The sequence below is a fragment of the Glycomyces niveus genome (genome assembly GCF_017592475.1).
Lineage (GTDB): Bacteria > Actinomycetota > Actinomycetes > Mycobacteriales > Micromonosporaceae > Glycomyces > Glycomyces niveus.
On the sequence record NZ_JAGFNP010000007.1, the window covers coordinates 35,287 to 53,311 of the forward strand.

Sequence of the window (18,025 nt, forward strand, 5' to 3'; positions counted from 1 at the left end):
CGATATCCCGCGCCCGTAAATGAGGATTGACCGGCTTCCCAGTTCAACAGCTGTTTACGCGAGAGAAGAGCATTGTTCTTATTCAATTCAGCCTTATTGCCATTGGACACGCGAAGATCTGGGCGGAATGCAACCTGGAGATGAACGGACAAGATGAACGCAGCTGACGAGACCGCGCGCTATCCGGGCCGACTCACCGACGACCTCCTGGTGCGCGCGGGCGAGCGGGCGCCCGGCACGATGGCCGCGACCGCGCTGCGGACCCGCTCCCCGGGGGCCCGGCACCTGCTCGCCAGGGCCGCATCACGTTCGCTCGACCTGCCCTCGCTCATCGCCGCCGCGCACGCCCGCGACAGGGAACCGGAGGTGAACGCCGCCGCGCTCGCGTCCCTCGCGTACGTCGTCGGCCTCCAGACCGGCGCCGAACAGGACCGCCGGGACGCCCTGGCGCTCTTCGACCTCGCCCTCGACACCGGCGGCGTGCGCCGGGTGAGCCCGCGCGAGGCCGCCGTCCACGCGCAGCTCGCGTACGTCCTCGGCGAACCCGGTAAGGCCCGGAGCCTCATGCGCCGCTACGGCAGGCACCTGCCGGGGCTGGAGCGGGCGGCGCTGGCCGCGGATCTGGCGCATCCGGACGCGGGCGGGGACGAGGTCGCGTGGGTGAAGCGGCTCGGCGCGCTGTCGGGGCAGCGGGGGCTGCGGCTCGGTCCGGCCTCAGCGGACGGCGAGGTGCTGCCGTGGTTCGACCGGTTGCGGGCGGTGCCGGTGCCGAAGGTCCGTTCGGGGCCGCTGGTGTCGGTGGTGATGACCGCGTACCGGCCCGGCCGCGCGCTGCTGACGGCGGTGCGGTCGCTGCTCGACGGGGCGTGGGCGAACCTTGAGGTCCTCGTCGTCGACGACGCGTCGGGGCCGGAGTTCGACGCGGTCCTCGACGCGGCGGCGGCGCTCGACGAGCGGGTGCGGGTGATACGCCGGGAGGTGAACGGCGGGACGTTCGCGGCCCGCAACACCGCGTTCGACGCCGCGACCGGGGAGTTCGTGACCGGTCTGGACTCGGACGACTGGGCGGCGCCGAGCCGGTTGGCGCGGTCGGTCGCGCCGCTCCTGGCTGAGCCGGGACTCCAGTTGACGTACGGGGAGGCGTTCCTGTGCAACGAGGACCTCACCGTCACCCGGCCCGGCCGGGTGCTGACGACGGTGTCGACGGCGTCGATGACGTTCCGCCGCAGCATCCTCGACCGGATCGGCTACTACGACGAGGTCCGCAAGGGCGCCGACACCGAGTTCCTGCACCGGGTCGCGGCGGCGTTCGGCGACGGCGCGGTCCGCCGCCTCCCCGTGCGGGACACGATCATGCGGCAGGCGCCCGGGTCGCTCTCCCGCGACGAGTTCGGGCCCGGCTGGAAGCACCCCGCGCGCCGCGCCTACCAGTCCGCGTACCCCCTCTGGCACGACGCGATCCGCGCCGGCGCCGACCCGTACCTGCCCAAAGCCCCCGCGCGGCGCCCGTTCTGGGCCCCCTACCACGCGGCCGTGGCCAGGGCCGAGCAGCGGCAGCGCCGCTTCGACGTCGTGTTCTGCCTCGACTGGCGGCCCTTCGGCGGCCCCCAGAAGTCCATGCTGGAGGAGATCCGCGCCCTCCAGGCCGCCGGCCTGGACGTCGCCGTCATGCACCTGGAGTCGTGGCGGCACATGACCGTCGAGGACCGGCCCATGTGCAGGCCGTTCCAGCGGCTCGTCAACAGCGGCGCCGTGGAGCAGGTCCTCGTCACCGACGACGTCGTCTGCGACCTCCTCGTGCTCCGCTACCCGCCGATCCTGCAGTTCCGGTCCGGGGAGCGCTCGAACGTGCGCCCCGAGCGGATGATCGTCCTCGCCAACCAGGCCCCGCACGAACGCGACGGCTCCGACGCCCGCTACGTCCCCGACGCCTGCCACGCCAACGCCGTCGACATGTTCGGCGTCGAACCCCTCTGGGTCCCGCAGGGACCCCAAGTGCGCGAAGCGCTCGCCGATCTGACCGCCGGGACCCTCGCCGACTTCGACATGCCCGGCATCCTCGACGCCGCCGCGATCGCCCCCGCCCGCACCGGGTTCCGGTCCGTCCTCCCCGTCGTCGGCCGCCACTCCCGCGACGACCGCACCAAATGGCCCGCCGCCGCCGACCTCTCTCTCATCTACCCCGGGGACGGCCGCTGGGACGTGCGCATCATGGGCGGCGCCGCCGCCGTCGCCCGCATCACCGGCCAGGACCCGCCCACCGCCTGGACCTGCTACGGCTTCGACGAGACCGACGTCGAATCCTTCCTGTACCAGCTCGACTTCTGGATCTACTTCCCCCACCCGCAGCAGTACGAGGCGTTCGGCCGCGCCGTCCTCGAAGCGCTCGCCGCCGGATGCGTCGCGATCCTGCCCCACCGGTTCGCGCCCGTCTTCGGCGACGCCGCCCTCTACTGCGAACCGTCCGAAGTGGCCGGACTCGTGGACGGCCTCTACGCCGACCCCGACCGGTTCCTCGACCAGAGCGCCCTCGCCCAACAGCGCGTCCGCGAACGCTTCAGCCACGACTCCTACCGCCGGCTCGTGGCCGACCTCCTCGCCCGACCCGCCGGCGCAGACGTCGCCGCGGACCTCGCGGCCGTCGCCGAGCAGCCCGCCCGCCCCAGTCCCGTCGCCCGATGAGAGAGACCGCGATGAAGCAGATCCTCAAAGCCGCCTACAACCGCCTCGGCCGACCCGCGCCCGCGCACGTCGCCGCCGCCGCGGCGGTCCTCGCGGCGCTCGCGCTCCTCGCCGTCGCCCTCTTCGGCGGCCAGCGCCTGGTGTGGGTCGTCTCATCGCTGATGAGCCTGATCACGCTGGGCGCGCTCGCGCTGGTGTGGAACGAGAGCCGCCAGACCCGCCTCGAGGCGCGCGCGTCCGCCGAGCGCGCCGAGGTCACCCTGCGCCGCATCCTGGCCGCGTTCGAGGTCGAACGCCTGGCAGCGGAGCGGCGGCGCGCCGCCGAACGCGACCGCGCGGCCTGACCGGAGCGCCCCCGGGGGGACATGAGGAAGCTCTCCGATCTGCCGCGAGCTGCCGAAAACCGCCGGGCGGTACTATTGGCGCGCCATCGACCAGCTGCACAGCAACCACCTGTCCGGGAGGGCCGCCCCCATGGAAGAGCCGATCATCCAGGCTCGTGACCTCGGGATCTGCTTCGCGAAAGGCAAGCAGAAGAAAGGCCGGGTCAAAGACCTCTTCGTCAGGCGCTCCGCCAACAAGAAGGGCGCCGCGGCGCAGGACTTCTGGCCGCTGCGCCACGTCAACTTCGACATCTTCCCCGGCGAGGCCGTCGGCATCATCGGCCGCAACGGCACCGGCAAGTCGACGCTGCTGCGGCTCATCACCGGCGTGCTCATCCCCGACGAGGGGTACGTGCGCCGCGAGGGCCGCGTGGCCCCGCTCATCGCGCTCTCCGCGGGCTTCTCTGGCGACCTCACCGGCCGCGAGAACGTCAACCTCGTGGGCGCGCTGCACGGCATGACCAACAAGGAGATCAAGGCCAAGTACGACGAGATCGTCGAGTTCTCCGAGCTCGAGGACTTCATGGACACGCCCTTGAAGCACTACTCGTCGGGCATGAAGGTGCGCCTCGGCTTCGGCGTCATCACGCAGCTGCCGCACCCGATCCTCCTGGTCGACGAGGCGCTCGCCGTCGGCGACGCCGCGTTCAAGCGCAAGTGCCAGGCCGTCATCGCGAACCTGCTCGAGCAGGGCCGCACCCTCGTGTTCGTCTCCCACTCCGAGGGCGACCTGAAGAAGTACTGCAAGCGCGGGATCTTCCTCGACGCCGGCACGCTCGAGACCGACGGCACCGTCGAAGAGGCCCTCGCCGCGTACAAGGCCGCCGAGAAGCGCGACGCCGACGCCAAGGCCGAGAAGAAGAAGCGCGAGCAGGCGGCGAAGGCCGCCGCGGAGCAGGCCGCCGCTCCGGCCCCCGTCCCGGGAGCGGTCGAGGCGGCCACGTGAGCCGAGCCGTCATCCTGCCGGCTCGGGGCGGCTACGCCGAGATCACCGAAGACACCACCGTCGTCGACCGGCTCATCGCGCAGATCCGCGACGCCGGCTGCGACGACGTCACCGTCCTCACCCGGCCCGGCACCGACCGGCCCGTGAAGGCCGCCCAGATCGAATCGGCGGACGCGACCGCGGACCTGCGCCACCTCGCCGAGCTCGCGTTCGCCGGCGACGGCGCCCTGTTCGTGGCCTGCGCCGACCTCGTCGCCTCCCCGACCACGATCGCGGCGGTCCTCTCGGACTCCTCGCGCCGCTCCGGCGTCCTCGTCGGCGGCGATGACCCGACCGCCGAACCGGTGCACTGCGAGCGCGGCCTCGTCACCGGGCCCGGGCCCGGGCCGGTGCGCCTCGGCGGCCTCGCGAAGGTCTCCGCCGCCCACCTCGCCCGCCTGCGCCGGCACTGGCCGCGCCGCGCCGAAGGCGACGCGTTCGCCTCCCTGCTCGCGGCCCTCCACGCCCGCGCCATTCCCGTCAACGCCTACCGGACCGCCGGCCTCGAGCACCGGCAGGTCGCCACCGGCGACGAGGCGCGTGCGACCATCGCCGCGTTCGAAGCGGTCGACATGGACGCGTGGCGGCTCAAGAACGCCATCAAGCACGACGACGACTTCTTCGCCACGTACGCCGTCTCCACCTGGACCCCGCACCTGGTGAAGCTCAGCGCCCGCCTCGGCTGGACCCCCACCCCCATCACCTGGGTTTCCATCTCCTTCGCCGTCGGCGCCGCCGCCGTTTTCGCCGCCGGCTGGTCCTGGTGGTACCTCGCCGCGGCCCTCCTGATGTACGCGAGCTTCGTGTTCGACTGCGTCGACGGGCAGCTCGCCCGCTACACCCAGAACTTCTCCTCCTTCGGCGGCTGGCTCGACATGATGGCCGACCGCTCCAAGGAGTTCCTCATCTACGCCGGCCTCGCCGCCGGCGCGACCGCCGGCGGCGTCCCCGCGCCCGCCGCGTGGGGCCTCGCGATCGCCGCCATGGCCACCCAGACCATCCGGCACACCGCCGACACCTGGTACGCCGTCCTCCTCGACACCGCCGTGGTCCGCCAGGCCCGCACCCGCGAATCGGCCCCGCCCGTGGGCCGGGCCGCCCACCTCGGCCAGCGCCTCGGCTCCGCCTCCGAGCAGGTCATGGGCGCCCACCGCACCCCCCTGTACTGGATCAAGCGGACCATCGTCGCGCCCGTGGGCGAACGCTGGCTCCTCCTCGCCGTCGCCGCCGTCGCCTTCGGGCCGCAGGCCGCGCTCGCGGCGCTCCTGGTGTGGCAGCTGCTCGCGCTCGGGTATACGACCGCGGGGCGGACGCTCCGGTCCCTGGCGGCCCGCACGGCGGCGCTGCGTCGGCCCGACCGGGCCGCGCACCGCGACGACGGGCCGCTCGGGAAGCTCGTGCCGCGCAGCCCCGTGGGCGGGGACATGACGCCGTTCGCGGCGACCGCCGCGGCCGTGCTCGCCGCCGGTGCGGCCGTGGTCGCGGCCGCGTTCGGGACGCCGCCGTGGGTGCCGTTCGGGCTCGCCGGTCTGGCCCTGGTCCTGGCCGCTTCGGTGGCCCGCACGGACCATGAGGGACTGCTCGACTGGTTCATCCCGGCCGGGTTGCGCGCGGTCGAGCTCGGGGCCGTGAGTGCGGCCGGGATCGCGGCGGGCGTGTCGTGGCCGGTCCTGTACACGCTGCTGACGGTGATCGCCCTGTACTTTTACGACCTCGCCGCGGGGCTCGACAAGGCCGCCTCCCCGGTGGCGCGCCGCGACCTCGGCCTCGGCTGGCCCGCCCGGAGCCTCATCGCGATCGCGGCGGCCGCGATCGCTGTGGCGACCGTTCCTGCAGTGGCCACTGTGGTCTACGGGGCGCTCGCGGTGTACGTCGCCGCGGTGTTCGTGGGCGCGGTCGTCACCGGCACGGTCCGCGCCTCCCGCGCGGCCGCCGCCTGACCGCGCCGCCCCGGCCCCGAAACCGCCGCCCCCGCACCGCGGTGCGGCCCGATCGGACCGTCATGCTTGACCGCCAAGCGAACTCGTTCGGGTTACATGCCCCGACAGGCGAGCATCGCTGGTCTCCCACGACTAAGGTGTACCTGTGCGCAAGTTCCGGCTCTCGCGTCTGGTGCTCGCCGCGACCGTGATCGGGGTGGCGGGGCTCTTCTCGCTGCCCTTGATCCCCGGGAGCCCGACCGCGAACGATGCCGCCACTGCAAGCCATTCCGGTATTTCCCATGTGGACTGGACGAACGTCGACGAGACCTACCCCATCCCGCCCGGCTCACCCACCCCGAGCCCCAGCTACGACGGCGACGGCACCTCCGACCCCGACAGCACCGGCCCGGCGGACTCGGACGGCGACGGCACCCCGGACCCGGGCGGCGCGACCCCCGAGACCGGGCCGAAGGGCGGGGGCGACGACCGGGGCGGCGACGGCGGCCTGCTCGGCCTCGCGTTCCCCCTCCAGGCGGGCATGAGCGTCGGGCTTCTCGCCCTCGCGTTCCTCGCGCTCCTGCCGGGCCGGAAGATGCCCGCCGACCTCCGCTGACCGGCGCGAGGCGTGAACCGGTGCCGCGCACCGTGAACCGCTGCCGTGACGTCACGGCCGCGAGCCCGGGCCTCGCCCGGGCTCGCGGCTTCTACATCGCCGTGTACACGTAGCCGCGGCGCGTGAACTCCGCGAGGATCGACCGGAGCGCCCCGCACATGTCCTTCTGGTTCGACGCGCCGTCGTGGAGCAGCACGATCGCGCCCGGGGCCGAACGGTCGATCACGTGGTCGCGGATCTGCGCCTCGGTGACCCGGTCGTCCCAGTCGGACGGGTCCACCGTCCAATGCAGCGACTCCATGCCCAGGTCGGCCGCGACCGCGATCGCCCGGTCCGTCCACTGCCCGCCCGCGTGCCGGAAGTACCGCACCTCGGCGCCGGGCGCGGCCTTGACGATCGCGTCGTTCGTGCGCTGCAGGTTCGCGCCGATCTCCGCCTCGCTCCACCTGCCCAGGTCGAACTCGTGGAACCACGAGTGGTTGCACAGCGTGTGCCCCTCCCGCGCGATGTCCGCCACCAGCTCCGGGTACGCCTCCGCGTACGCCCCGATGAGGCAGAACGTCGCCTTGACCCCCTGCTCGCGCAGCATGTCGAGGACCTTCGGCGTCCACTCCGGAGACGGCCCGTCGTCGAACGTGAGCGCCACCCGCTCGTCCCCGGTGTGGTTGCGGGTCCCCAGCGGGCCGTCGTACATGTTCGCGGACAGCTCGACCCCCGGCGGGGACGGCGCCGGGTCGCTCGCCGCGTTCGACCCCGGTTCCGGCTCCGGCGCCGCTGCCGACGAGGCGGGCGTCTCGGGGGCCGCCGTGTCATCGGCCTCCCCTTCGCCCGCACTCGAAGGCGCCTGCGACGCGGACCCAGTAGGCTCATTCGCGGTCACCGCGTCCGCCGGAGGCTCCGCCCCTTCGGGCCACACCCAGGCGAGCGCGAGCAGCGCGGCGGCAGCGGCCGCAATGCACAGTTGGTGACGAACCATGTCGTGATTGTAAGTGTTTTAGGACACAATGCAGGGAAAGCTGGAGGGGACATGCGACTCGTCGTCGGCATCACCGGAGCGACCGGCGCGATCTTCGGCGTCCGCCTCCTCGAAGCCCTCCGCGACCTCGACGGCGTCGAGACCCACCTGGTCATGAGCCGTTGGGCCCGTACGACGCTCCGCCTCGAGACCCCGTACACGCCTGCCGAGGTCGCGGCGCTCGCCGACCACGCGTGGGGGCCGGGGGAGCAGGCCGCGCCGATCTCGTCGGGGTCGTTCCGCACCGACGGGATGGTCATCGCGCCGTGCTCGATGAAGACCGTGGCGGCCGTGCGCACCGGGTACACGGAGGGCCTGATCGGGCGGGCGGCGGACGTGACGCTCAAGGAGCGGCGGCGGCTCGTCCTGCTGGCCCGGGAGAGCCCGCTCTCGGAGATCCACCTGGAGAACCTGCTGGCGCTCTCGCGCATGGGCGCGGTCGTGCTGCCGCCGGTGCCCGCGTTCTACAACCGGCCTGAGACGATCGACGACATCGTGGACCACGTGGTGGCGCGCGCGCTCGACCAGTTCGGGCTCGAGTCGCCGAAGGCGCGGCGCTGGGACGGCCTGCAAGGCCCTGACGCGGAAGAGGAGTAGTGGTGGACACGCTCATGTGGGAGGCCAAGGCCGCTGCCGGCCGCGGGGCCGAACTGCTCCGCTGGGTGCTCGACGAGGGCGTGCACGCCGTCGCCGAACCCGAGGTGCGCCTGGAGGTCTTCATCGCCGGCGAACGCGTCGTCGTCATCGCCGTCGGCCCGAACCCGCCCCGCCGCCTCCCCGACCCGCCCGGGGAGCTCATCGAGCGCGCCCCCCACGCGTGGCCGTTCACGCGGGTGAACCCCGCGCCCTGACCGGGGTCCGGGCCGGATCGGGCCGCCGTGGACGGCGAACCGCCCGGCGCGTCGTGCGCGCCGGGCGGTTCGGGGAATTCGCGTCTCGCAGTCTAGCGGCCGACGCCCTGGTAGGTCCAGCCGTGGCCGCGCCAGCGCTCGGGGTCGAACGCGTTCATGCCGTCGAGGATGCGCCGCTCCGCGACCTGCTGGCCCAGCGCCTCCGGGTCGAGCGTGCGGAACTCCTCCCACGGCACCATCGCGCACACGACGTCGGCGCCCGCGACCGCCTCGGCGAGGGTCTTCACGAAGCTCAGCTCGGGCGCGGCGGCCTTCGCGTTCTCCAGGCCCTCCGGGTCGTACACGACCACGTCGGCGCGGGCGGCCCGCAGCCGCCGTGCGATGTCGAGCGCGGGGGAGTCGCGGATGTCGTCGGTGTCGGGCTTGAACGTCGCGCCCAGGTAGGCGATCCGCACCCCGGACAGGTCGGGGCCGTTCGGGCCGGTGGTCCGCCCGGCGAGGTTCGCGACCGCGCGCACGGTGTGCGAGCGGCGGCGGGTGTTGACGGTGTCGACCTCGTCGAGGAAGCGGAACGACTCGCCCACGCCGAGCTCGCCGGCGCGCGCCGAGAGGGCCCGGATGTCCTTGGGGAGGCAGCCGCCGCCGAAGCCGATGCCGGCGCGCAGGAACTTGTTGCCGATGCGCTGGTCGTAGCCGATCGCGCGGGCGAGGTCGACGACGTCGGCGCCGGCGGCCTCGCTGAGGTCGGCCATGGCGTTGATGAAGGAGATCTTGGTGGCCAGGAACGCGTTCGCGGCGACCTTGACGAGTTCGGCGGTCGCGAGGTCGGTCTCGACGACCGGCACTTCGCGGTCTTCGACGGCGGCGAGTTCGAGGATGCCGCGGTGGACGTCCTTGAGCAGCTGCGAGGCCCATTCGGACTGGGCGGCGTACACGATCCGGTTGGGGCGCAGGACGTCGTGCATCGCGTTCGACTCCTGCAGGAACTCCGGGCTCCAGCCGACCTCGACGCCGAGCCCCTCGGGCGCGTGGCGGTCGACGAGCTCCTGGACCCACGTGGCGGTGCCGACGGGCACGGTGGACTTGCCGACGATGAGGACCTTGCGGCTCAGGTGCTTGGAGAGGTCGACGACGGCGGCCTCGATGTAGGACAGGTCGGCGCCGTGCTCGCCCTTGCGCTGCGGGGTGCCGACGCAGATGAAGTGGACGTCGGCGAAGTCGGCGACGGCCTGGATGTCGGTGGTGAACCGCAGGCGCCCGGATTCGAGGTTCTTCTTGAGCAGTTCGGGCAGGCCGGGCTCGTGGATGGGGAGGACCCCGTTGCTGAACGATTCGATCTTGGCGGCGTCGACGTCGTATCCGATCACCTCGTAGCCCAGCTCCGCGAAGCAGATCGCGTAGGTCGCCCCGAGGTACCCGCAGCCGAGGAAGGCGATGCGGGGCCGGGTGGTGGTGTTCTGCGAGGGGGTCTGGATCGCGTTGACCATGCTGTGGCGTGCCCTGTCTGTTCGTGCGGCGGGTGCGCCCGGTGCGGGCCCGCCCGTGCGGCGTTGGATCCGTGCGCGGCGACCTCGAATTGTACGTGAATGCGACTATGGCCTGCGCAGTCGTATATTCAGCCTCACGCATGAACTTCGTCCTAAGTTGCGGCGAAGCCGTAGAAAATTCGCGGTGGCGGCCATCACCGGTCCGGTCCGCGGTGGGTTACACTCGGCCTATCTTACTGACGAGTAACAAACGCGGGAGCCATCGATGTCCACCGGGTTCAGCCCCTACCAGTTGCCAGAAGAGTACGCCGACATCCGCACCGCCACCCGCGATGTCTGCGACACCGGCGTTGCGCCGCACGCGGCCGAGGCGGACGCCACCGCCACCTTCCCGGAGCACTCCTATGCGGCGCTCAAGTCGGCGGACCTGCACGCCCCGCACATCCCCGCCGAGTACGGCGGCGCGGGCATCGACGCGCTCGGCACCGCGATCGTCATCGAAGAGGTGGCCCGCGCCTGCGCGTCCTCGTCGCTCATCCCGGCCGTCAACAAGCTCGGCTCCCTGCCGCTCATCCTCGACGGCAGCGAGGACCTCAAGCGCCGCTACCTGCCGCCCGTGGCCGCGGGCGACGCCATGTTCTCCTACTGCCTCTCCGAGCCCGAAGCGGGCTCCGACGCCGCCTCGATGACCACCCGCGCGGTGCGCGAAGGCGACGAGTGGGTCCTCAACGGCGTCAAGCGGTGGATCACCAACGCCGGCGTCAGCGAGTACTACACCGTCTTCGCCGTCACCGAACCCGGCAAGGGCGCCAAGGGCATCTCCGCGTTCATCGTCGAGAAGGCCGACGCCGGCGTGTCCTTCGGCAAGCCCGAGAAGAAGCTCGGCATCAAGGGCTCCCCGACCGCCGAGGTGTACTTCGACTCGGTGCGCCTGCCCGCCGACCGCCTCATCGGCGAAGTCGGCCAAGGGTTCTCGCTCGCCATGCGCACCCTCGACCACACCCGCGTCACCATCGCCGCGCAGGCCCTCGGCATCGCCCAAGGCGCGCTCGACGCCGCGACCGCCTACGCCGCCGAACGCGAGCAGTTCGGCAAGCCCATCGCCGCGTTCCAAGGCGTCCAGTTCCTCCTCGCCGACGCCGCCATGAAGATCAGCGCCGCACGGGAACTCACCTACGCCGCCGCCGCCCGCTCCGAGCGCGGCGACGCCGACCTCACCTACTTCGGCGCGGCCGCCAAGTGCTTCGCCTCCGACGCCGCCATGCAGATCACCACCGACATGGTCCAGGTCCTCGGCGGCTACGGCTACACCCAGGACTTCCCGCTCGAACGCATGATGCGCGACGCCAAGATCACCCAGATCTACGAAGGCACCAACCAGGTCCAGCGCATCGTCATCGCCCGCGAACTCCAACGCGGCAACGCCTTCTAAGACCTACCCAGGACTCGCATCGCGAGTGGAAAAGGCCCGGACAGTCATCGGTCCGGGCCTTTTCTCCCGCCCCCGAGCGGCACCAGCAAAGAGCGCCACCGGACCGACCCGTCCAGGACGCCCTGCACGAAGACTTCCGGGGCTACGCTTCGGCCTCCACCGGGTCCGGATCGACCGCCGCGCCCCGCCGCGCCGCTCGCCGCCTCGGCGCCACCAGCACGAACGCCCAGACGGCCGCGAGCGCCAAGAACAGGCCCGTCACAACCGGCCACGGCACCGCGAAATTCCCCAGAAGCGTCCGCAGGTTCAACGCGATCACGAGCATCCCGATCGTCGAACCCAGCTTCGCCGTAGGAATCCTGCGCGTCAACCACGCCGCCAACGGCGCCGCCGCCATCCCGCCCACCGCCATGCCCGCGACCACCGGCCACAGCACCGTCAACGTGTCAGGCACCGCCATCCAGAACCCCAGCACCGCCGCCGCCGAAGCGAACACCTGCGCCGTCGACACCGAACCGACCACCCGGTGCGGCTCCAGCCGCGACGTCGTCAACGTGATCGGCATCGTCACCGGACCCCAGCCGCCCCCGCCGACCGCCGCCAGAAAACCACCCACCAGGCCCGTCGGCACCGCGAACCCCGACCGCACCGGGCCATGACCCGCGCCCCGGCCCCGCACGAACCGCCACACGATCACCGCGCCCAACGCGATCAAGATCGCGCTCGTCACCGGCGTCGCCGCGTCAAGACGCGTCAACGACGCCAGCGCCCAAGCACCCGCGAAACCCCCGACCGCGCCCGGAATGCCGAGCTTCAACGTCGTCGGCCAGTGCACGTTCCGCAGCCGGTGGTGCGACACCGCGCTCACCGCGCCCGTCGCGATCGTCGCCACGTTCACCGACGCCGACGCCACCGCCGGAGCGATACCCAGACCCAGCAGGAACGTCATCGTGATCGTGCCGAAGCCCATGCCGAGGCTGCCGTCGACCAGCTGGGCGACGAACCCCGCGGCGACGGCATACAGAACAGTGGTCGCGAACAGCACGCGCGGCTCCCTCGGATACGGACGGCCCCTGAATAGTCCACCAGCTCAATAGGACAAGTCAACGAATGCCCACGCTTCGGGACGCGCAATGAGACACGGCACCGGGAACCCACCCGTCCCCACATCATCCCCCGCCCCCGCCACCCCCCGACCTCACACCGCGCACCGCCGCATTTGGAGGCCTCCGCCACCCGGTCAGGGGCCGGATGCACTCCCCGAGACGAGCGTCATAGCGTGAACGAACAGACCTGGTTACGCTCGCGTAGCGTGCCATTCACCTGGCACAAGGCGACGCTCGCGCCGCCGCCACCAACCCGAGGGCCTGCGAACCGCACAGGCAGCCTTAATGCAGAGGAGCATTCGATGGGTAAGAAAGTCACGGTCGTCGGCGCCGGATTCTACGGCTCCACGACCGCCCAGCGCCTGGCCGAGTACGACATCTTCGACGAGGTCGTCCTCACCGACATCGTGGACGGCAAGCCCGAGGGCATCGCCCTCGACATGAACCAGTCCCGCACCATCGAAGGCTTCGAGACCAAAGTCGTCGGCGCCACCACCGACAACGACGGCAACGGCTACGAGAAGACCGCCGGCTCCGACGTCATCGTCATCACCGCCGGCCTCCCCCGCAAACCCGGCATGAGCCGCATGGACCTCCTCGAAGTCAACGCCAAGATCGTCCGCGGCGTCACCGAGAACCTCGTCAAGCACTCCCCGAACGCCGTCATCATCGTCGTCTCCAACCCCCTCGACGAAATGACCGCGCTCGCCCAACTCGCCTCCGGCTTCCCCAAGAACCGGGTCCTCGGCCAGGCCGGCATGCTCGACACCGCGCGCTTCACCAACTTCGTCGCCGAAGAGCTCCAGGTCCCCGTCAAATCCGTCACCACCCTCACCCTCGGCTCCCACGGCGACACCATGGTCCCCGTCCCCAGCCAGTCCTCCGTCGACGGCAAGCCGCTCGCCGACCTCCTCCCCGCCGAGAAGATCGACGAACTCGTCGAGAAGACCCGCAACGGCGGCGCCGAGATCGTCGCCCTCCTCAAGACCGGCTCCGCCTACTACGCCCCCTCCGCCGCCGCCGCACGCATGGCCAAAGCCGTCGCCGAAGACTCCGGCGCCGTCATGCCCGTCTGCGCCTGGGTCGACGGCGAATACGGCATCTCCGGCGTCTACCTCGGCGTCAACGCCCAAATCGGCGCCGAAGGCGTCAAAGCCATCGTCGAAACCCCCCTCACCGACACCGAACTCGCCAACCTCAAAGAAGCCGCCGAAGCCGTCCGCACCAAGCAGGCCGACGTCGCCGGACTCTAAACCCCACTGACACGACGCAGGGGCGCTCCCGCAACGGAGCGCCCCTGCACCGTTTCCCCCCATGCACCCGATATCGGATTCGACCACCGCACCACGGTCGCTAGGCTAAAGCCCGTGACCGCCGTAGACCAGCGCCGCAAGACCGACACCCAGGTATGGCGGCCCTTCGTCCTCAGACGACCACGCTCATGGCTCCCCGAGATCGCCATGGCGGTCGCCTTCACCGCCATCACCATCCCCCTCGCCTGGCCCAGCCCCCTCATCGACCTCGACATCTGGATCCGCGACCTCGCCGACGCCAACCGCCCCGACTGGGCCAACCTCATCGCCATCCAGACCAACCGCCTCGGCCAAGGCGGCCTCCTCGGCGGCATCGCCCTCGGCATCGCCGCCATCCTCGCCTGGCGCGGCCGCAACGTCCGCCCCCTCATCGCCTTCCTCGCCGCCTACGCCATGGCCGGCGCCGTCCTCGCCCTCAAATACACCCTCCCCCGCGTCTACCCCCACTGGCCCGAAGCCTCCAACCCCCCCTACGCCGACGCCGCACAAGCCGTCCTCTTCTCCGGACTCGAACCCTCCGGCGCCTACCCCTCAGGCCACGTCCTCAACACCATCATCTGGTACGGCTTCATCGTGTTCCTCGTCGGCTCGCGCTGGCACCCCGCCCTGCGGCGGGCCTTCCTCATCCTCCCGCCGATCATCGTCACCTTCTCCACCACCTACCTCGGCTTCCACTGGTTCACCGACACCCCCGCCGGACTCTGCATCGGCATCGTCATCCTCCGCACCGTCCAACGCGTCCCATGGGACACCGTCGAACTCCCCCTCTGGCTCGAACCCGAACGGCGATATCGCTAACCGAGCCACCCGAAACCCGCACGGTATCTTCGACACATGCCCACACCGCCGCGCGAGCGGCCGACCCTCCAGCGCCGCCTCGGACTCCCCTCCGCCATCACCATCGGGCTCGCCTCCATGCTCGGCGCCGGCGTCTTCGCCGTCTGGGCCCCCGCCGCCCGCGCCGCCGGATCCGGCCCCGGACTCCTCACCGCGCTCCTCATCGCCGGCGTCATCGCCTACTGCAACGCCCGCTCCACCGCCCGCCTCGCCGCCCTCCACCCCCAAGCCGGCGGCGCCTACATCTACGGCACCCGCAGGCTCCACCCCGCCGCCGGCTTCACCGCCGGCTGGGCCTTCCTCGTCGGCAAGACCGCCTCAGCCGCCGCCATGGCCCTCACCCTCGGCGCCTACCTCCTCCCCGAACACCCCCGCGCCCTCGCCGCCGCGGCCGTCCTCGCCTTCTGCGCGATCAACCTCCTCGGCGTCAAGAAGACCGCCCTCGCCTCCGCCGTCTTCACCGCCATCACCCTCGCCGTCCTCGCCGCCGTCGTCATCGCCGGCACCACCGGCCCCGCCGCCGCCAGGCCCCTCGGCGACACCCACCCCTGGGGCGTCCTCACCGCCGCCGGATTCATCTTCTTCGCCTTCGCCGGCTACGCCCGCATCGCCACCCTCGGAGAAGAGGTCAAACACCCCGAACGCACGATCCCCCGGGCCGTCCCCATCGCCCTCGCGATCACCTTCACCGTCTACCTGACCGTCGCCATCACGGTCCTCACCGTCCTCGGCGCAGGCACCCTCGCCGACTCCACCGCACCCCTCGCCGACCTCGCCGGCGCCAGCGCACCCGCCCTCAAACCCGTCGTCGCCATCGGCGCGGGCGTCGCCGTCGCCGGCGTCCTCCTCAGCCTCCTGGCCGGCATCGGCCGCACCGCACTCGCCATGGCCCGCGACCGGCGCCTCCCGGGCGCGCTCGCCGCCGTCTCCGAACGCTTCGGGGTCCCCTGGGCGGCCGAAGTCGCCGCGAGCGCCCTCGTCCTCATCCTGGTGACCACAATGGACCTGACGGGCGCGATCGGCTTCTCCAGCTTCTGCGTCCTCGTCTACTACGGCGTCGCCAACGCCTCCGCGACCACCCTCGACCGGCGCGACCCGCTCCCATGGCTCGGCCTCGCCGGATGCCTCCTCGTCGCCGCGAGCCTCCCGCTCCCGTCAGTACTCGGCGGCCTCGCCGTATTCGCCGCAGGCGCCGGCTGGTACGCGATCACCGAACACCGAACGCGCACAGCCTGACCACGCGGCCGCTGATGCGGCGGCGGACGCGCCGAAGAAGAAGCCCGCCATCACCGCTCACCAAAGCGGCGCGCCGGCGCAGCACCCGCCTTGCTTGGCGTCTACCGTTCAGCGCGGCGCTGATCCCGGGCGGCCCTGAGCCGGCGGACCACCGCCGGCTGCTCCGCGGCCGCCTCCGGGTGGTCGATGAGCCGCGCCAGATGCTGGTAGTACCGCTCGGGGGAGAGCTCCAGCTCGTCGCTGATCGCCTGCGTCTTCGCGCCCGACGCGCGCCACCAGCGCGCCTCGAACGCCAGGAGCCGCGACTCGAGCGCACTCAGCTTCGACTCGGGCTCGCGCGACTCCCGCTGGGGAGCGGCTTGCTTCGGGGGCGCCTCCCGTGCCGGACGAGAGGCCTCATGCGGCCCGCGCGCAGGGCGCGGCACCGGCAGGAGCTCCTCACCTCCCTGGCGCGCACGCGAAACGGACTCGGCGGGGCGTTGGCCGGGAGGCATGGGGCAGCTCCTTACTCGATCCAGTCGATGAGGTCCGCCACCGAATCCTTGACGTGGTTCGGCCGGAAGGGGTAGCGCTCGACTTCTTCCATAGTGTCAGTGACCCCCGACAAAACGAGGACCGTCTCGAGCCCGGCCTCGAGGCCCGACAGCACGTCGGTGTCCATGCGGTCGCCGATCATCACCGTCGTCTCCGAGTGGGCCCCGATGCGGCGCAACGCGTTCCGCATCATCAGAGGGTTGGGCTTCCCCGGGAAGTACGCCTCTGAACCCGTCGCGGCAGTGATCATCGCCGCAACCGCGCCCACACCGAGCATCAAGCCCTCCGGGCTCGGCCCGGTCGTGTCCGGGTTCGTGCAGATCAACCGCGAGCCGGACTTGACCAGCCGCACCGCCGTCGTGAGCGCCCCGAAGTCGTACCGGCGGGTCTCCCCGAGCACCACGTAGTCGGGCCGGTAGTCGGTGAGCACGTACCCGATCTCGTGCAGGGCCGTGGTCAGGCCCGCCTCGCCGATCACATACGCCGAGCCCTTGGGCCGCTGCGACTGCAGGAAGTCCGCCGTCGCCATCGCCGAGGTGTAGATCGACTCGACCGGCACCTGCAGCCCGGAGTTCTTCAGCCGCACATGCAGGTCGCGCGGAGTGTAGATCGAGTTGTTCGTCAGGACGAGGAACCGCTTCCCCGCCGTCTGCAGCTTCTCGATGAGCTTGTTGGCGCCGGGTACCGGCACGCCCTCGTGGACGAGCACGCCGTCCATGTCCGAGAGCCAGCTGTCGAAGGGTCCAGGTGTAGTCATGCTCAACATCTTGCCATCGCTCGGAGAAAACGACGAGGACCGGACGTAAAGTGGTGCCCGTGGAGACGGCATTGACGGCCGTGCTCGTCATCGCCGCAGGCGCCATGGCGGGCGCACTCGGCTACTGGACCATTCGAACCGCGAGGAACAAATGAGCGAGCGCGAAGTACCCGAAGAGTTCGCCTCGACCTTCCAAAAGGTCGAGCCCTACCCGTTCGAGGAGACCGACGACCTCCGCCGCGGGCCCAACCTGCACGACGACCTCCTGCCCCTGCTGCCCCTCGTCGGCCGCTGGCGCGGCCGCGGCCAAGGCGGCTACCCCGGCACCGAGGACTTCCTGTACGCCCAGGAGATCAGCTTCGTCCACGACGGCCGGCCGTTCCTGCGCTACCACGCGCGCTCCTGGATCATCGACGCCGACGGCAAGCCCGTACGCCCCGCGGCCCAGGAGACCGGCTGGTGGCGCGTGGTCAAGGGCGACGACCCCAAGCGCCCCGAGATCGAAGTGCTCCTCTCGCACCCCACCGGGATCCTCGACCTGTACTACGGCCACGTGGACGGCATGCAGATCGAGATCGCCACCGACGCGGTGGTGCGCAGCCCGCAGGCGAAAGAGGTCACCGCTGGCAAGCGGCTGTACGGCATCGTGGAAGGCGCGCTCATGTACGCCCAGGAGATGGCCGCCGAAGGCAAGCCGCTGAGCCCCCACTTGAGCGCCAGCTTGAACCGCGTGGCCGGGTAGGCGTCGAGTATTTCGTTGTGGCGGGCGGCCGGGCTGGTGTGTCCGGCCGCCCGCTGGTGTCCTCCACGTGGAGGTGCGCAGTCCGTGCGGGGACCGCGCGCGGGTGGCTTCCCGCGCGCGGTCTCGGTAT

At 71.5% G+C, this 18,025-nt stretch carries 17 protein-coding genes; 12 read left to right on the forward strand and 5 right to left on the reverse strand.

Features of this window, described 5'->3' with window-relative positions; genetic code table 11:
- Positions 1–153: 153 nt before the first annotated feature.
- From J5V16_RS13860 to J5V16_RS13880, 5 genes are all read left to right on the forward strand, one after another.
- Positions 154–2,682 carry a glycosyltransferase gene (locus J5V16_RS13860; RefSeq protein WP_208496934.1) on the forward strand — a complete coding sequence of 843 codons (2,529 nt, stop codon included), beginning with the start codon at positions 154–156 and terminating at the stop codon, positions 2,680–2,682.
- Complete coding sequence (locus tag J5V16_RS13865; RefSeq protein ID WP_208496936.1) at positions 2,679–3,026, forward strand: hypothetical protein; 348 nt, start codon at positions 2,679–2,681, stop codon at positions 3,024–3,026. Before J5V16_RS13860 ends, J5V16_RS13865 begins: the two co-directional genes overlap by 4 nt.
- Positions 3,027–3,156: 130 nt before the next feature.
- Entirely contained in the window at positions 3,157–4,011 is an 855-nt protein-coding gene (locus J5V16_RS13870) for an ABC transporter ATP-binding protein (protein ID WP_208496938.1), read from the forward strand.
- Positions 4,008–5,990 (forward strand): CDP-alcohol phosphatidyltransferase family protein, encoded by a 1,983-nt coding sequence (locus J5V16_RS13875; RefSeq protein WP_208496940.1) that lies wholly within the window; start codon positions 4,008–4,010, stop codon positions 5,988–5,990. Before J5V16_RS13870 ends, J5V16_RS13875 begins: the two co-directional genes overlap by 4 nt.
- Positions 5,991–6,135: 145 nt before the next feature.
- Positions 6,136–6,585 (forward strand): hypothetical protein, encoded by a 450-nt coding sequence (locus J5V16_RS13880; protein WP_208496942.1) that lies wholly within the window; start codon positions 6,136–6,138, stop codon positions 6,583–6,585.
- 91 nt (positions 6,586–6,676) lie between these two features.
- On the opposite strand, the gene J5V16_RS13885 is transcribed toward J5V16_RS13880, so the two are convergent.
- The gene (locus tag J5V16_RS13885) at positions 6,677–7,561 is read right to left on the reverse strand and encodes a polysaccharide deacetylase family protein (protein ID WP_208496944.1); all 885 of its coding nucleotides are present in this window, start codon (positions 7,559–7,561) and stop codon (positions 6,677–6,679) included.
- A gap of 51 nt (positions 7,562–7,612) precedes the next feature.
- Between J5V16_RS13885 and J5V16_RS13890 the strand changes: the two genes are divergently transcribed.
- The gene (locus J5V16_RS13890) at positions 7,613–8,197 is read left to right on the forward strand and encodes a non-oxidative hydroxyarylic acid decarboxylases subunit B (protein WP_208496946.1); all 585 of its coding nucleotides are present in this window, start codon (positions 7,613–7,615) and stop codon (positions 8,195–8,197) included.
- 2 nt (positions 8,198–8,199) lie between these two features.
- Complete coding sequence (locus J5V16_RS13895; protein ID WP_208496947.1) at positions 8,200–8,451, forward strand: hypothetical protein; 252 nt, start codon at positions 8,200–8,202, stop codon at positions 8,449–8,451.
- 92 nt (positions 8,452–8,543) lie between these two features.
- Here J5V16_RS13895 and J5V16_RS13900 read toward each other — a convergent pair whose 3' ends face one another.
- Positions 8,544–9,938 carry a UDP-glucose dehydrogenase family protein gene (locus J5V16_RS13900; protein ID WP_208496948.1) on the reverse strand — a complete coding sequence of 465 codons (1,395 nt, stop codon included), beginning with the start codon at positions 9,936–9,938 and terminating at the stop codon, positions 8,544–8,546.
- Positions 9,939–10,203: 265 nt separating this feature from the next.
- Between J5V16_RS13900 and J5V16_RS13905 the strand changes: the two genes are divergently transcribed.
- Complete coding sequence (locus J5V16_RS13905) at positions 10,204–11,370, forward strand: acyl-CoA dehydrogenase family protein (RefSeq protein ID WP_208496949.1); 1,167 nt, start codon at positions 10,204–10,206, stop codon at positions 11,368–11,370.
- 142 nt (positions 11,371–11,512) lie between these two features.
- Here the strand turns inward: J5V16_RS13905 and J5V16_RS13910 are convergent, their stop codons facing one another.
- Positions 11,513–12,415: a sulfite exporter TauE/SafE family protein gene (locus J5V16_RS13910; protein WP_208496950.1), complete on the reverse strand. Its 903-nt coding sequence runs from the start codon at positions 12,413–12,415 to the stop codon at positions 11,513–11,515.
- Between the two features lie 363 nt (positions 12,416–12,778).
- On the opposite strand from J5V16_RS13910, the gene mdh reads away from it, so the two are divergent.
- The 3 genes from mdh to J5V16_RS13925 all read left to right on the forward strand — a co-directional run bounded on the left by mdh (position 12,779) and on the right by J5V16_RS13925 (position 15,862).
- Complete coding sequence (mdh, locus tag J5V16_RS13915) at positions 12,779–13,729, forward strand: malate dehydrogenase (RefSeq protein WP_208496951.1); 951 nt, start codon at positions 12,779–12,781, stop codon at positions 13,727–13,729.
- A 114-nt stretch (positions 13,730–13,843) separates the two neighbouring features.
- A complete protein-coding gene (locus tag J5V16_RS25065) occupies positions 13,844–14,587 on the forward strand; it encodes a phosphatase PAP2 family protein (protein ID WP_208496952.1) in 744 nt (247 codons plus the stop codon).
- 36 nt (positions 14,588–14,623) lie between these two features.
- Positions 14,624–15,862, forward strand: coding sequence for an APC family permease (locus tag J5V16_RS13925; RefSeq protein WP_208496953.1), 1,239 nt, complete (start codon positions 14,624–14,626; stop codon positions 15,860–15,862).
- A 101-nt stretch (positions 15,863–15,963) separates the two neighbouring features.
- On the opposite strand, the gene J5V16_RS13930 is transcribed toward J5V16_RS13925, so the two are convergent.
- Together J5V16_RS13930 and J5V16_RS13935 are read right to left on the reverse strand one after the other, a co-directional pair.
- Positions 15,964–16,356, reverse strand: coding sequence for a DUF3263 domain-containing protein (locus tag J5V16_RS13930; RefSeq protein ID WP_208496954.1), 393 nt, complete (start codon positions 16,354–16,356; stop codon positions 15,964–15,966).
- Positions 16,357–16,367: 11 nt separating this feature from the next.
- On the reverse strand, positions 16,368–17,153 hold the full coding sequence (locus J5V16_RS13935; RefSeq protein WP_208496955.1) for an HAD-IIA family hydrolase: 786 nt from the start codon (positions 17,151–17,153) through the stop codon (positions 16,368–16,370).
- Between the two features lie 151 nt (positions 17,154–17,304).
- Between J5V16_RS13935 and J5V16_RS13940 the strand changes: the two genes are divergently transcribed.
- A complete protein-coding gene (locus J5V16_RS13940; RefSeq protein WP_208496956.1) occupies positions 17,305–17,895 on the forward strand; it encodes an FABP family protein in 591 nt (196 codons plus the stop codon).
- The last annotated feature ends 130 nt before the right edge of the window (positions 17,896–18,025 follow it).

Excerpts from the sequence above, each read along its gene's own strand:
- J5V16_RS13860 (WP_208496934.1), top strand. The coding sequence starts at position 154 with ATGAACGCAGCTGACGAGACCGCGCGCTATCCGGGCCGACTCACCGAC.
- J5V16_RS13865 (WP_208496936.1), top strand. The coding sequence starts at position 2,679 with ATGAGAGAGACCGCGATGAAGCAGATCCTCAAAGCCGCCTACAACCGC.
- J5V16_RS13870 (WP_208496938.1), top strand. The coding sequence starts at position 3,157 with ATGGAAGAGCCGATCATCCAGGCTCGTGACCTCGGGATCTGCTTCGCG.
- J5V16_RS13885 (WP_208496944.1), bottom strand. The coding sequence starts at position 7,561 with ATGGTTCGTCACCAACTGTGCATTGCGGCCGCTGCCGCCGCGCTGCTC.
- J5V16_RS13890 (WP_208496946.1), top strand. The coding sequence starts at position 7,613 with ATGCGACTCGTCGTCGGCATCACCGGAGCGACCGGCGCGATCTTCGGC.
- J5V16_RS13900 (WP_208496948.1), bottom strand. The coding sequence starts at position 9,938 with ATGGTCAACGCGATCCAGACCCCCTCGCAGAACACCACCACCCGGCCC.
- J5V16_RS13905 (WP_208496949.1), top strand. The coding sequence starts at position 10,204 with ATGTCCACCGGGTTCAGCCCCTACCAGTTGCCAGAAGAGTACGCCGAC.
- mdh (WP_208496951.1), top strand. The coding sequence starts at position 12,779 with ATGGGTAAGAAAGTCACGGTCGTCGGCGCCGGATTCTACGGCTCCACG.
- J5V16_RS13925 (WP_208496953.1), top strand. The coding sequence starts at position 14,624 with ATGCCCACACCGCCGCGCGAGCGGCCGACCCTCCAGCGCCGCCTCGGA.
- J5V16_RS13930 (WP_208496954.1), bottom strand. The coding sequence starts at position 16,356 with ATGCCTCCCGGCCAACGCCCCGCCGAGTCCGTTTCGCGTGCGCGCCAG.
- J5V16_RS13935 (WP_208496955.1), bottom strand. The coding sequence starts at position 17,153 with ATGACTACACCTGGACCCTTCGACAGCTGGCTCTCGGACATGGACGGC.
- J5V16_RS13940 (WP_208496956.1), top strand. The coding sequence starts at position 17,305 with ATGAGCGAGCGCGAAGTACCCGAAGAGTTCGCCTCGACCTTCCAAAAG.